Genomic DNA, 14,577 nt, shown 5'->3' with positions numbered 1-14,577 from the left:
GTTGAGCAAATAAACACAAAACCTCATTAAATTAAAAATGAGGTTTTGATTTAAAATTTGATTAATACTTTTCCATAATCTCCATTATTTTTCTTGCCGGATCCCGTATTTCTACTGCTTTACTATTTAGATAACCTTTGCTATCTTTTTCAGTTAATGCTTTTATGGCTACATAATAAGGCGCTAAAATAGTATCAAAACCATTTTCTTCAAGAATAGATAAAAACCAATTAGCGTAACCTAATTTTATAGCAACTGCTCCAAAACGCCACCAATCATCCTGAGTATCTACAGGAAGAATATCTTCTATTTTCTTGAATGCTTTTTCAATATATTCTTTTGCAATACCTTCATTTCGCTTATACAATTCAAAAAGTGATTTATTTAACCAATAACTATCTTCTGCCTCTTTATCAATTTCTAGTTTGCTAAAATAAAGTTCTGCCTCATTAAGCTTATTCATTTTATCTCTATACAAGAAAACTAAATTATACTTTGGTATTAGCGAATTAGGATCTAATTCTATTGCTCTTAAATATGCCTTTTCAGCTTTTTCTTCATTTTGTAAATTATCGTGATATATATTTCCTAGATTATTCCACGTATCAGAATCATCTTGATTTATTTCAATTGCTTTCAAATACATTTTTTCAGCATCATTATACTTTAGCAAATTTTGATGATATAGCCTACCTAAATTAAAAAACGATTCAAAATCATTATGATTCATTTTATTACAAGCAAGATACATCTTTTCAGCTTGTTCATATTTTTCCAAATCATATTGATATAATATTCCCAAATTATATACTGGCAATGGATTATTTACATCAGATTCAATAGCTTTCAAATAGGCCTCTTCTGCATTTCCGTTCAATTCTAAATCATTTCTATATAAATTTCCTAAATTATTCCACGCTCCTGAATTATATTCAGTTAACTTTATTGCTGTTAAATACGCATTTTCAGATTTTTTATTCTTTTTGAATTCTTGATAAAAACATCCTAGGTTAAACCAAGAATTAGCATCCGTATGTCTTGCCATGGCTTCATCTAAATATTCTTTTTCAAGATTTAAATATTCATCATTCGATATGTTAATTAGATCCAAATCTTTAGGCAAACCAAATTTTTCATAAATTTCAGGATTCTCTTTAGCTTCATATTTTAAGTCTTTATAACATTTATCGGTAAGTTGTTTTTTCAAATCTTTATCTTTTACCACTTCTGCCATTGCCAAATTGTACGTAATATGATTTAGACTTTTACTCTCTATCGCTAAACTATTTTTAGCCATCGTATATAAATCTTCTCCATAAAAAGTTTCTAAAAATTTAGACAAACAATATAATTCTTTCTTTTGTCTGCGACTGCTTCGGCGCATCAAAAACCAGATATTAAAAAATCGTTCACTAATTTGATAAGCGCTTCCTTTAGCTTTATAAGCATCTAATTTTTCTAGCCAGCCTAATTCCACTAATCTTTTTAATTGAGGTGAAAGTTGACCGTTTTCTAATCTGGTTTCGGCTCTCAGTTGTTCCAGATTCATTGGATCCCAATGTAAAGCTATTGCATCAACAATAATCTGCATTTGTACAGATAACTCTTCAAATCTAGCTTTATACAACGGTGTTATCTCATCTAATAATGCTTCCAAATCGTCATTAATTTCTTTGGAAAATCCTTTAACGATAATTTTAAAAAGCATTACAGCTGTTCTTGGATTGCCTCCTGTAAGCTGATGTATAGTTTTTAGGCGAGCAATCTCTTCATTAATATTTGCTAAAATTTCCTGCGCATTGGTCAATTTTGCCAGATTATTTAAAATATCCAGAAGCTCTTCAAAACTCAATTTATTTAAGTAACTAATCTGAAAAGCATCATAAAAAGGCGCACCATAATCAAAAGTATCTTCAATTTCTACAGCACTTGCTCCAATAAGAATTGGTGCCTCGTTTTGCATCAGCCATGCACGCAATTTATGTTGCTCACTTTTATCTAATCTATCAAAAATAAAACTCATATTATCGATTAACAACACGGGTCTTTTGTTGATTTTTTTTGACATTTCAATCAAAAATTGAAAAGCTTGTCTTGCCAATTCTTCATCATCTTTAATACTGCCAAGTTCTTTAACTTTTGAGTCAATTAACCTAACTTCGTCTTTCATTTTTATCAACTCCAAAACATCGGCTAAAGCATCTAAACTGTTCAGCCAGAATTCTGATAAATTATTTAGGTTGTATTGTTCTTCCGGAAAAAGTAATGGAATAAATTTCGAATCATCCTTTCTTAACTCCACTTCTATTCTTTTTAATAAAGTGCTTTTCCCCATTCCCCTCTGACCAATAAACAAATAATGCTGTGGAATACTATTTGGTTTTTCCTTATTAATCTTATCCATCAATAACTGAAAGTATTTTTGTCTCACAACAAACAAACTTTCAACAGTTTCATCATCCAACCTCTGTGGATTGTATAAGCCTAATTGACTTAATGATATGTGTTTTACTTTATCCATTATTTTGAAAATCTGTTATACCAAAAATCTCTTAATAGCGGAGAACGAAAACTATACTTTAATTCTTCTTCAATTAAATAGCCATCGTTTTGCAACATATAAAGAAGTTTACTTAAAGTTGAATCCGCCTTTTCAGGATCATTAATTTTAGTATTTAAAAAAGAAACAAGAACACTTCTACTCTCTCCTTGTTTATTATTTGAAAGCCTTTTCAACAATTCTCGGGCATAATTTTCTAATTCGTTATACTCTTGCAACCTTTCTTCCCAAGTGTTCAGATGTTTTTCGCTTATTAATAAATTGTATGCTTCGTCAACAGTTTCATTTGTAATTTCTTTATCTTCAACCTGTACTAAATGATAGAATTTAAAAAATAAAATCTGTATAAAATACGGAAGTAACCATCCTAACTTATCCAATTTATAATCAATTATTTCTTCGGAAAGTACAATTTGATCTGATTTTGCTAATTCAAATAGCAGTTCTTTAGCCTTTTCTCTTTTAAATGCCCCAATTGAATAAGGATCAACATCATTAAATGTATGACTCAAATTATGTTGACTTGTAAAATTATCTATCCCTATTGAACTACAAAATATCCAATGAATTTTAGTTCCTGAAACTTGTCTAAAGCTTCTTAACCAGTTCAAAAAGAATTCAGCATTTTTCTTTCCATTAACAGGATCGCTTTCTATAAAACTATTTAATAATACTGTTAGTTCATCAACCATTATTAATGTTTCTTCTCCATGATTAAGTAACTTTTTTAAATTATCATATGAATCCTCTTTTTCTTTTTGGTATTCAAAACTCCCTTTTACACCAAATACTTCTCCTGACAGTTTAATTCCAGATAGTAATGACTCAATTAAATCGGAAGAAGTACTTTTTGCTTTTTCCCACCAATCCTGCTTTTGTAATTCCTTAATAAAGACTTTTAAAAAGCCTTCTTCAGATTTAATTTCTTCCAGATTAATTTCCAAAGTATTCCAACCTGCAGCATGAGCCTGCGTTATTATTTTTTTTGCTAAAGAAGATTTCCCAACCCTTCTAGGAGCAGATAGTATTATTGAATTTCCTTTTTGAATATGTTTCCATACATATTCTAATTCCTTTTCTCTTCCAAAAAAATTGTTGCCTTCTACAGGAGAACCAGTTATATTATTTATCATATTACATTTTTTATTTCAGACAAATATATATACAAATTTGTATGTATACAAATTTGTATATTAAAAATTAACATCTTCTGAAACCAACTCCCGCATAAGGGATGGAAATGGCATCCTTTTGTTTTCCTTCTTTAGGGAACAAAAGATATAATGGACAGCCCGACCCGTAGGGATATGCCCAAATCATAAACGAAATTCCACAAAAAAACTCCATTATCGCTAGAGGGCACTGAAAAACATCCCTTATTTTGATCAGGTTTATTTTTTGGACAATAAAAAACCGCTTATAACAGGACTTTAAAAAATCCGCTATAAGCGTTTTTCGTTTTATAACTGTTTTTTATTTGACGTTATATGTGTTGATTTTTGATTTATAGAGGGGCATTTTATAGAAGTATACTTATTTTATGGTTTCTTATATTAATTTCAGTATTCTTTTTAAGTTGACTGTAAAAATAGCCATTGTCCTTGCATTTGCATATTGGTGATGCCATATGATATTGCTCTATCATAGCCATGTACATTTTTTAACTCACTGTTTTTAGCTTCTATTTTGTATCGATGTTTTGCCTTTTCCTTATAGTAGTCGGTTTCTTGAAAAGCAATTTGTTCTTTGTGTAATTCTGATTTTATCGATATTGAATATGTTTTTGTTTTTGATCCTTCTTTGTAACATCCTTCTTTTAATGGGCAAGACTTACATTTTTCGACATCAAAATAATGGGTCTCTACTTGATTTCTTCCTACATTTTTTTTACCCTGTTTCGATTTTCGTATAGCCATATGTCCTGCGGGACAAACCATTCTATCAGCATCTTTATTGTAGTCAAATTTGTCTTGATCTGTTCTGAATCCTTGTGTTATGGAAGAATTTAGCTTGGCTACTATTTGAATGTTTTGCTCACTTGTAAGTTTAAGATTTTCTTTCCCTGCATAAGCTGCATCACCAATAATAGTATCAACATCGATTCCATTTTCCTGACTAATCTTCAAAAGTTTAGGTAATTCTGGTCCGTCTCCTTTCTCTCCTGAGGTTACTACAGCCGCTGTGATGATGCGCTCTTCGGTCATCGCTAAATGAGTCTTGTATCCAAAGAAAGAGCTATCAGCGGATTTATGACCCGTTTTAGCATCTGTATCTTTTGATAAAATATAATTTTCCTGAGTATCTTCTATAGTTTCTTTAAGCAGGTTTAGCTTTTCTTTTACAGCAGGTATAGAACTCAAAGATTCTTCTTTTTCTATACGCTGCTCCAGTTCTTTACAATAAGCTAATTCTTTTTCTAATTCATTGGTAGTGTTCTTCTCAGGCATATGCTTTTTGAATTTATCATCAAATAAATATATTGTTCTTCGTAGAAGTTTAGAGCGCTCTCTTAATACATCAATTGCTGCAAATGGATTTGATCTCGATAAAGTATGTGTAGCATCTACTATAATAGACCTGGATTTAATGATTCCCTTTTCAACAGCTATAGTTACTGTTTTACCAATGAGTAGATTTAATAAGTCTGTATCTTTAAGACGAAGTTTACGAAATTTAGTCAATGAACTTGGATTAATAACGCTCTCTTCTGGCGTCATTTCTAAGAAATACTTAAAAGACATGTCAAAACGTGAACGTTCTACTATATCAACATCCGAGACATCATAAATTGTTTTTAGAAGCAAATACTTAAACATACGCACTGGGCTTTCTGCTGTGCGACCATTATTTGTACAATATTTATTTAACAACTCATCGTAGATGAATGAAAAGTCTATGAGTTCGTTGATTTTTCTAAGGAGATTATCCTGAGGAACAATTAAATCATATAATGAAGAGTAGGGACTAAACTGAATTTGGTGCTGTTGAATTAACATCTAAAAAGCCTTATGATTACACTAAAAAGATACAAAAAAAGGAGCAGAAAACTTTTAGCTTCTGCTCCTTATTAATTAACAATTTATTTGTGAAAAGACTTTTTCAGTGCCCTCTATCGCTAACGGAGTTTTTTGATATGTTCATCTACATCGAAGAAAATCAATCAAATGTATTACTCAAACAATTCTTCTGTTTTAGTTAAAAATTCTTCGGTTGCTTCTTCAATTAATATTCATTCTTTCGGCTAAAACGGTAAGCCACCAAATAGATTCTCCTAATTTGTATTTCAATTCTTCTTCTGTATTTCCTTTTGGCCATCTTCCTTGCTGAGACATTACGTGACGTCCAACCAAACCTGCATCGGTTAAAAAAGCCAATGCATCTTCTTCAACCGTCCATTCGCTGCCGTGATGTGTAAGTTCAAGTTCCCTATATTTTGCTCTTATTTTTAAAGAACGTTCTTTTAATTGTTCAAAATTTATTGATGCCATAATTTAATTTTTATTGAATAATTCCTGAAAAGCAACCGGACTCACATTCGTTTTTTTCTTAAACAATTTATTGAACGATTGCGGATGCTCAAACCCAAGTTTATAAGCAATTTCAGAAATAGACCAAGTTCCTTTTGCAATGTATTCTTTTGCTTTTTCGATCAGTTTATCATGAATAAACTGTTGTGTATTTTGCCCCGAAACACTTCGCAATAAATCGCTCAGATATCTTGATGACAATTGCAGTTCATCTGCGACAAATTGTACCGTTGGCAAGCCATTTTCAAGCGATTTTTCGGTATTAAAATAATCTTCAAGCAGGTTTTCGAGTTTAGAAAGCACATCGTTATTAACCGCTTTTCGGGTAATAAACTGCCTGTTGTAAAAACGATTGCTGTAATTCAGCAAAAGCTCTAATTGCGAAATAATTACGTCCTGACTAAAATTGTCAATTCGCTGATCGAGTTCGTCCTGAATATTAGCAAAAACAGCGAAAATTGTTTCCTTTTCTTTCTCTGATAAATACAAAGCTTCGGCAGCAGAATACGAGAAGAAACCATACTTTTTAATATTTTCATTTAATGTATAAGGCCGAATAAAATCAGGATGAATATTTAGTGACATTCCGCTGTAATCGGCTTCTTCTTCCTGCATTTTCAAAATTTGTCCGGGTGCCACAAATGACATTCCGCCTTCTTCAAAATCATAGAAACCATGTCCGTAACGCAATTTTCCGGAGAAATTAGTTTTAAAAGATATCTTATAAAAATCTAAAATGATGCCCTGCTCAAAATCCTTTGGATCAAAAATCGCTTTGCCATAATCCAAAACACTAATTAGCGGATGCATGGGTTTTGGCTGTCCCATCGCTTTATGCAATTCTGATATCGACTGGAATATTTTAGGCTGATTTTTCATTTTGAAGTACGATTGTTTTACAAATTTACGAAATGTTCTACTGGCGCAATGTTCCAGCTCACGGTACTTTGATCGATCATGTCGTGAACAACAGAATCACTAAGTTCTGACATTAATTTGTGCATGGCATTGGTTCCATCTTCGGCACTGTCCCAAACGAGCATATCATACACAACGCCTTTTTTGAGTTCGAAAATAGTTCGGGAACAAAATCCTTTTTGACGTTGTAAAAATGCATCAATTTCAGCATTCGCATCAATAAATTGTTGTGTTGTAAAACCATTTAGTTTAAAAGTAGTCAATTCTATCGCTTTATTTTTCATGTGATTCTAAAATTAAAAAGTAAACATAGTTTTGATGTTTTGGACCTGCGTTTCGGCACCCAATTTCAAACGTTCATCATACAAAGCATTGGCATCATTCCCTGCAACATATCGCAGTTGGTTTTTATTGTCAGTTGCCGCTTGGTAGATAATTTGGGCAACATCTTCGGCTTTGGTGTAATTCTCCAGTTTTTCTGCGCTGTAACCTTTGCTTACTTCAGCCGTTAGTTTTTCGTATGCAGGATGTTGTGCAACTTCCATAGATCGAACTGCAAAATCTGTCTGCATTCCGCCCGGCGCGACTACTTTTACCTGAATACCAAATTGAACCAATTCTGAAGCTAAACTTTCAGAGAAACCATCAACCGCAAATTTGGTAGCACTGTAAATCGAACAAGTCGGAAAACCCATTAAGCCAAATGTCGAAGTGACATTGATAAAAGTGCCGCTTTTCTTTTTACGAAAGTGAGATACAAAAGCTTTTGAAACTTTAATAACACCCAATAAATTAGTCTCGATTTGACGTTCAATTTGTTCTTCTTCCAAAGATTCTAAAGCACCAATTAAACCATATCCGGCATTGTTCAACACGACATCAACAGTATATTTCTCTGTGACATTTTTGATTGTTGCTTTTATTTGACCTGAATTTGAAACGTCAAGCGGAAGTACAATTACGTTTTCTAATTGATTTAATTCGGTTTCTTTTTCGGGATTACGCATGGTGGCGATTACCTGCCAGCCTTTGCTTTGAAATAATTTTGCTGTTGATTTTCCTAATCCTGATGAAGCTCCTGTAATAAAAATTGTCTTTTGCATTTTTTGATTGTTTTAAATTTATAATGCAAAGATCAGCCGAAGTCTCAAGTTGGAATTAGCCGTTTTGGAGTTTGGATTAGCCAAAATGACGTGCATAAAAAAACTCCATTATCGCTAATGGAGTTTTGAATACAATTATTTTTTGAAGTTCTTATTCTACTTTTACAAGTATTGTAGCTGACATTCCGTTTACGGTGGAAGTTTTTAACTGAATGTTTTCTTTCTTCCCGTTGGATTGGATGATGGCGATGCATTTTCCATTAAACACTTTGTAGGATGAAGCTTTAAAAGAATCCAGATTGGCCTGATAACCATTGTCGAGTCCAACGAGTTTACCGCCTCCGGTTACTTCAAAATCGATTTTATGATCGGCATTCGGAACCAGATTTCCGTCTTTATCTGTGATCGAAACGGTGACGTAAACCAAATCGTAAGTATCATTTTTGATAGTTGCTTTATTTACTTTCAAATCAATTTTGGAAGCTGCTCCGGCAGTATGAATTTCTTTTTCCAAAACTACTTTTCCGTCTTTTCTGGAAATGGCCTTTATCGTTCCGGGTTCGAATTTTACGCGCCATGAAATATGTAAATCATCATTTTGCTTTGATTTTTTTCCGAGAGATTTTCCGTTTAAGAACAATTCTACTTCATCGGCATTGTTGTAATACGCCCAAACATCGACTTCCTGATCTTTTTGCCAGTTCCAGTGCGGGAAAAGATGCAAAACGGGTTGGGTCGTCCATTCGCTTTGGTACATATAATAAACATCCTTGGGAAAGCCCGCCAAATCTACGATTCCGAAATACGAACTTCGTGCCGGATACGGATACGGATCGGGTTCACCCAGATAATCGAAGCCTGTCCAGATGAAAGTTCCCGCCATAAAATCCTGTTTTTTGATGGTTTTCCAATTGGCTTCGTGCGTAGTTCCCCAATAGGATTGCACCTGATCGAAAGCCGTAACGGTCCAGTCAGCGTTTCCGTCAAAAGGCGCACCGTGTTTTGGAGGCCAGGCCTTAATTCCGTCCGAAGGAAAATCGTAATGTCCACGGGTTTCAAGTGCCGAAACACTTTCGGAAGCCAATATTTTCTGCCCTTTGAAACGAACCGGAAAGTCTTTGTAATCTTCGTGTTTGTAATTGAATCCCAACAAATCCAAACCTCCCGACTGGTAAATGAAATTTTTCTCGATAACATTTTCGGTCAAAGCGCTCGTAACGGGACGAGTCATGTCGAGCGATTTTACGATTTGAGCCAGTTCTCTGGTAATCGCAATTCCGGTGCTGTCAAATTGTTCACGGATTTCGTTTCCAATACTCCACATAATTACCGAAGGATGATTTCGGTCTCTTTTGATGAAATCTTCCAAGTCCTGTTTGTGCCACGCATCCCAGTCTTTATGGTAATCGTTGGTTACTTTTTTCTTTTTCCACACATCGGTAAACTCATCCTGAACAATAAATCCCATTTCATCGCACAACTGCATCATTTCTAAAGAGTGCGGATTATGAGCCATTCGGATGGCATTGCCCCCCATTTCTTTCATGATTTTCAGTTTTCTTTTGAGTGCGTGAATGTTCTCCACAGCTCCCAAAGCTCCATTGTCGTGATGCAGGCAAACGCCTAATATTTTGGTTGGTTTTCCATTTAATGAAAATCCTTTTTCAGCATCGAAATTGAAGAATCTAAATCCTAAAGGTGTTTCGTAATTATCAACTGCTTTTGAATTTTCGTAAATCGTAGTGACAATTTTGTACAGATTCGGATTTTCGGTATCCCACAATTTTGGCTGGTTTACGTTTAGATTGTGGATTTTTTTTGCATTAGAATTCGCATCGATTTTCTCTGTTGTTTTAGCATTCGCGACTTCTTTATTATTCGCATCCAAAATAGAAGTTACCAATTGAAATTCTTTTTCGGAATTGGTTTTATTTTCAATCATTACTTCCAAGCGAACCGATGCTTTTTCTGCCGAAACTTCCGGAGTCGTTACATACGTTCCCCATTTCGCAACGTGCAGTTTTTCGCTCGCCACCAATCGCACGTTTCTGTAAATTCCGGAACCGGTGTACCATCTTGAATTGGGCTGTGCATCGTTATCGACTTTTACGGCGATTACGTTTTCCTTTCCGAAATGCAGATATTGCGACAATTCATAAGTAAATGAAATGTATCCGTTCGGGCGCATTCCTAACGAATGTCCGTTGATGAAGACTTCACTGTTTTTGAAAACACCGTCAAATTCTATGGAAACGTTTTTGTTCTTCCAATCTTCCGGAAGTATAAATGTTTTGCGGTACCAGCCTTTTCCTGCCGGCAAAAATGCCTGTGCCTGTTTGGTTTTACTGTCTTTATCGAAAGTACCTTCAATACTCCAGTCGTGTGGCAATTGCAAATTTCTCCAATCGGAAGTATTGAAATCAGGTTGAATTGCCGTTGGATGATCGCCTAATTTGAAATTCCAGTTTTGATTGAAATCTTCAACGATTCTGGCGTTTTTACTTTTTGATGCACAGGCAACTAAAAGCGACAATGCCAATACAATTGTTATTTTTTGTAGAATATTTTTATTCATAAACTTATTATTATAATCCAATTACGACCAGTTTGTCATTCCGACGAAGGAGGAATCTCCGCAAGTAACTCCACAATCAAAGTCGATCTTTGTCGATCTTGCAACGAAGATTCCTCCTTCGTCGGAATGACAAAACAACGCAAAATCAAACTTAAAATGACCTTATATAACTTATATGGTTTAAATTATTTACTGAAACTCAAAAGAATCCAAAAGCAAGCCTTTCATATCCTCTGATTCTATTGTGATTTTATAGGTCCCGGCATTAATATAACCGCCGGAAGTTGTATTCAATATCTTCCATTTTTCTGTTGCTGAAGGAAACTCAATCGTATCATTTCGCATCAGGATTCCGTAGGCGTCTTCCATTTTGAATTTGACTTTTAACGGAGTTTCGTTTCTGTTCATAAATCGGAAACGCATCAGGTAAATTCCGGCCACTCCTGGTTTTACTTCAAACTGAATGCTGTTTTTTGTTTTTTGTGTAAACTCGATATAATCGGCTTTTTTGAAATTGCCTTTTTCGATTCCGGTTCCGGTGGTTTTGGCGGTTTCCGCTTCTAAAAGTACAACTGGTCTTGAATCGTCTTTTTCTCCCATATCATAAGTTGGAACTACAGCAATTGTGCTGTTTTCAAAAACTACTTTTTCTCCTTTTTTTATTTTTTTATGAAAAACCGAAAACTCCACTTTATCTGAATTTTTAGCGATTTCGTATATTCTTTTATAACCTGAAATAGAATCTTTTGATTGAGTAAAAAGATAAATTTCTGAATCTTCTTTGGTTACGAATGAACCTGAACTTTTTGCATTGGATGATACTTGCAAATAATCTGCTCCATAAACTTCAGCAGGTAATTGCGTAAAAACAACTTCAGAATCTGAATATTGTTTAGAATTTATATCCAGCCAGGAACCAATTTTAGTTTGTGAATTACTTGCAACGTTCTGAATATTTCGTGGCGAAGGCGAAGCTCCTTTTGCATTTTTATCTTTGGTTGCAATGGCAATTGCTGAAATAATAGCCTGACTTGCTTTTACATTAGGGAAAGAGATAACGATTTTTCCATTTACACTTTTTACAACGAAGGCTTTCTTAAGCGCCGAATCGTGTCCGACTTCACTCCAGATATCCAAATCTTTCAACACCACATTGTCATTTATCGCTACGTCAAACAAACGCCAGCCTTTGCAATCCAGTCCTCCACCGGTTCCGTACCAGGGTTCTGTGAAATACAATTCTACCAGATATTCTCCGTCGGGAGCTGGGAATTCGTAACGCAATTTGTCGTTTCCGTATCTGAAACTCTGAAATAATTTCCAGTCTTTTGTTCCCGAAATTGGGTCGGAAGTGCTTCTTTGACTGGCATAAAAGTCCGGCAGTTGTTTGAAATTATCTGTCCACGACAAAGAACCCCACGTATTGTCTCCGCTTTTGTGAACATCTGCCTGCCATAAATTTCCGAAAGAATCCGTGATTTCGCTACCGCCACTATTGACTCTGTAAATGTAATTGTAGTTTTTTTGAGGCTGTAATAGCGTTTCTTTTTTGGTTTCTAATACCTTGAAATTAGGTGCTTTTGGCAAACTATTCAAAACGATATAATCTTTGGCGACCGCTTTTCCGTTTACATAACCTACAGCGTATAAAACATTGTATTGAATGTTGATATTATTCCACTGAAAGTGCTGCCCCAATCCCGGATTTTTTAGTTTTCCGAGTGATGCTTTATTGATGTCATTGAACAATTCGACCTCATCGCAATTCGAATAAACATCGATGCCATTTTTGATTCCCGGAGCATCCCAACGGTTCTGCCAGGTGTGCGAAACGATATAGACCATTGGATTGGTTTTGTTCGAAACATAATTGGCGCGGTACATATAATACGCGTCCAGAGGTTCACCCCAAATGCTGAAAAGTCCTTTGTAATTTACTGGTCCAACTTTGTCAATATCTCTGAATCCTTCTCCGTTTTGTACACGTCCCGGATTTTCGTGCGAGGCAAAAAGCCAGTTGAATTGTCCTGCGATTTTATCTTTTACCGATTCAGCTTCGCGGACTTTGATTTCCATTAGTTGAGAGAAACGGTTTTCGCTTAAAACTCCTTTTTGGTCGAATTCGCCTTCGGTGTGGAGATCGTGTGAACGCCAGGCACCGTATTCTCCGTTTAGCAATTGCGTACTCATTTCGACATCGTAGTTGAACGGATCGCCACCGTAAGTTCCCGACCAGTTTTGCACGACATTCCAATCGGTTCCTTCGCCACCGTTGCAGGTCGTAACGATGCGTTGCGAAGCCGACATTGGATCCATTTCGCGAATGATTTGAGTACATTCTTCGGCAAATTCTTTTGGAATCGTACTTTCGTTTTGCAATCCCCACATTACTACCGATGCATTATTTCGGCGTTCTTTAATCCATTCTCGTAATAAGGTTTTGAAATTTTCTTTGAATTCGGGTGTGTCGTACCAAATATGTGCCGAAAACTGACTCCAAAACAGGATTCCGTTTTGGTCCAGTTCTTCCTGGTATTTTAAATTATGTGGCTGATGTGCTTCGCGAAAAGCATTGAATCCTCCTGCTTTTATCTGCTCGATTCTGCAATGGATTTGTTCGTCGGAAAATGAATGACTGTTTCCTATTAAATGTTCGTATTCGCAGGTTCCGTTGATGAATAAGGGTTCATCGTTAATATAAAAACGATTGTCTTTTCCGTCACGGCTAACTGGCCAGCTTACCCAACGGATTCCGTATGGTGTTTTTAATTCGTCTATTTTTTTTCCATTTTCCCAAATTGTAGTGACCAATTCATATAAATACGGATTGGCTGGCGACCACAATTTTGGATTTGCAATTTCAGGAAGTGTTTGTGCTATTTGTTTTGTTTCTCCTGAAGTGTTTTTGATATCACTTTTTATGCTAACTACTTTTTTTCCGTTTTTATCAAAAAGGGTGTTTTCGATAGTTAAGTTTCGGTTTGAAGTTCCGTAGTTTTTGATTTCGGTCGTAATGTTCAGGATTGCTTTTTCTTTGGAAGTTGCTTTGTCATTCCAGATATGAACACCAAAAGGTTCTATGCGAACTTCATCGGTAACGACTAAAGTTACTGGTCTGAAAATACCCATTGGCTGTGAACCTTCCGAGAATCCCCATTCTCCCGAACAACCGCCACAAACCCAAGGCAAGTCCGCAATGAAAGATGGGTGTGCTGCTTTGACGATTATATTATTTTCTTTTTCGAAAGAAACAGCATTGGTGATATCGACTGTAAAAGTGGTTCTTCCGCCTTTGTGTTCACCGACTTTTTTACCGTTTACCCAAACTGTTGCATAGGAACTTACGCCTTCGAAAAAGAGGAAAAGTCGTTTTCCTGAATCGGATTTATCTAGTTTTAAAGTTTTTTGATACCAAGCTGTACCGTGTAAATTGCCGTGTTTGGTTCTTCGGAATCCGTAATACTGATCCCAGTTGTGGGGTACGTTTACTTTTTGCCATTGTGCATCTACTTTTGGATTTTGCACAAAGGTTTCTTCCTGTTCAGGAAGTTTGTCCAAAACAATAGTTTCCCAAGAGGAGTTCAGCGAAATTTCTTTACGAAAGGTCGCTCCTTTTTCTTGGGTTTGCGACGAAGAAAAAGCAGTTATAAAAAATAGTATGTAAATTAATCTCTTCATATATTTTCAAACCATATAAGTCATATAAGGTCATTTAAGTTGGGTTATTTTTTTACATCCTGCAAGGTTTCCAAAACCTTGTAAGTATAATTTTTAATTTCAAATACCTACAAGGTCAAAAAAAGACCTTGCAGGAAATCGGAAATTTCCACTCTAATCATTTTGCGTGAGGGATGGCAGTGGAGCTCTCCCGATTTTTCATCGGGAAGCGGGAAC

At 35.3% G+C, this 14,577-nt stretch carries 8 protein-coding genes and 1 pseudogene; all 9 read right to left on the bottom strand.

The window, feature by feature from the left end; genetic code table 11:
* Window positions 1–61: 61 nt before the first annotated feature.
* The 9 genes and pseudogenes from BXU10_RS00315 to BXU10_RS00275 all read right to left on the bottom strand — a co-directional run bounded on the left by BXU10_RS00315 (window position 62) and on the right by BXU10_RS00275 (window position 14,361).
* Window positions 62–2,521 carry a tetratricopeptide repeat protein gene (locus BXU10_RS00315; RefSeq protein WP_078225639.1) on the bottom strand — a complete coding sequence of 820 codons (2,460 nt, stop codon included), beginning with the start codon at window positions 2,519–2,521 and terminating at the stop codon, window positions 62–64.
* Window positions 2,521–3,693: a hypothetical protein gene (locus BXU10_RS00310; protein ID WP_078225638.1), complete on the bottom strand. Its 1,173-nt coding sequence runs from the start codon at window positions 3,691–3,693 to the stop codon at window positions 2,521–2,523. Before BXU10_RS00310 ends, BXU10_RS00315 begins: the two co-directional genes overlap by 1 nt.
* Before the next feature lie 415 nt (window positions 3,694–4,108).
* Window positions 4,109–5,556, bottom strand: a pseudogene (locus BXU10_RS00305) (IS1182 family transposase).
* 222 nt (window positions 5,557–5,778) lie between these two features.
* Window positions 5,779–6,048 carry a MazG-like protein gene (locus tag BXU10_RS00300; protein ID WP_223255361.1) on the bottom strand — a complete coding sequence of 90 codons (270 nt, stop codon included), beginning with the start codon at window positions 6,046–6,048 and terminating at the stop codon, window positions 5,779–5,781.
* Window positions 6,049–6,051: 3 nt separating this feature from the next.
* Complete coding sequence (locus tag BXU10_RS00295; RefSeq protein WP_078225637.1) at window positions 6,052–6,966, bottom strand: AraC family transcriptional regulator; 915 nt, start codon at window positions 6,964–6,966, stop codon at window positions 6,052–6,054.
* Window positions 6,967–6,983: 17 nt separating this feature from the next.
* Window positions 6,984–7,289 carry a hypothetical protein gene (locus tag BXU10_RS00290; protein ID WP_078225636.1) on the bottom strand — a complete coding sequence of 102 codons (306 nt, stop codon included), beginning with the start codon at window positions 7,287–7,289 and terminating at the stop codon, window positions 6,984–6,986.
* A 12-nt stretch (window positions 7,290–7,301) separates the two neighbouring features.
* Window positions 7,302–8,108: an SDR family oxidoreductase gene (locus BXU10_RS00285; protein ID WP_078225635.1), complete on the bottom strand. Its 807-nt coding sequence runs from the start codon at window positions 8,106–8,108 to the stop codon at window positions 7,302–7,304.
* 151 nt (window positions 8,109–8,259) lie between these two features.
* Window positions 8,260–10,683, bottom strand: a complete 2,424-nt coding sequence (locus BXU10_RS00280; RefSeq protein ID WP_078225634.1) for a sugar-binding domain-containing protein — start codon at window positions 10,681–10,683, stop codon at window positions 8,260–8,262.
* 189 nt (window positions 10,684–10,872) lie between these two features.
* On the bottom strand, window positions 10,873–14,361 hold the full coding sequence (locus BXU10_RS00275; RefSeq protein WP_078225633.1) for a malectin domain-containing carbohydrate-binding protein: 3,489 nt from the start codon (window positions 14,359–14,361) through the stop codon (window positions 10,873–10,875).
* Window positions 14,362–14,577 lie beyond the last annotated feature (216 nt).

The sequence above is a fragment of the Flavobacterium sp. LM4 genome (genome assembly GCF_002017935.1).
In the GTDB taxonomy this organism is placed as follows: Bacteria; Bacteroidota; Bacteroidia; order Flavobacteriales; family Flavobacteriaceae; genus Flavobacterium; species Flavobacterium chungangense.
The sequence above is the reverse complement of the archived record's forward strand: the minus strand, read 5'-3'. Positions and strand labels throughout refer to the sequence as shown.

Excerpts from the sequence above, each read along its gene's own strand:
- BXU10_RS00310 (WP_078225638.1), bottom strand. The coding sequence starts at position 3,693 with ATGATAAATAATATAACTGGTTCTCCTGTAGAAGGCAACAATTTTTTT.
- BXU10_RS00275 (WP_078225633.1), bottom strand. The coding sequence starts at position 14,361 with ATGAAGAGATTAATTTACATACTATTTTTTATAACTGCTTTTTCTTCG.
- BXU10_RS00285 (WP_078225635.1), bottom strand. The coding sequence starts at position 8,108 with ATGCAAAAGACAATTTTTATTACAGGAGCTTCATCAGGATTAGGAAAA.
- BXU10_RS00315 (WP_078225639.1), bottom strand. The coding sequence starts at position 2,521 with ATGGATAAAGTAAAACACATATCATTAAGTCAATTAGGCTTATACAAT.
- BXU10_RS00280 (WP_078225634.1), bottom strand. The coding sequence starts at position 10,683 with ATGAATAAAAATATTCTACAAAAAATAACAATTGTATTGGCATTGTCG.
- BXU10_RS00300 (WP_223255361.1), bottom strand. The coding sequence starts at position 6,048 with ATGGCATCAATAAATTTTGAACAATTAAAAGAACGTTCTTTAAAAATA.
- BXU10_RS00290 (WP_078225636.1), bottom strand. The coding sequence starts at position 7,289 with ATGAAAAATAAAGCGATAGAATTGACTACTTTTAAACTAAATGGTTTT.
- BXU10_RS00295 (WP_078225637.1), bottom strand. The coding sequence starts at position 6,966 with ATGAAAAATCAGCCTAAAATATTCCAGTCGATATCAGAATTGCATAAA.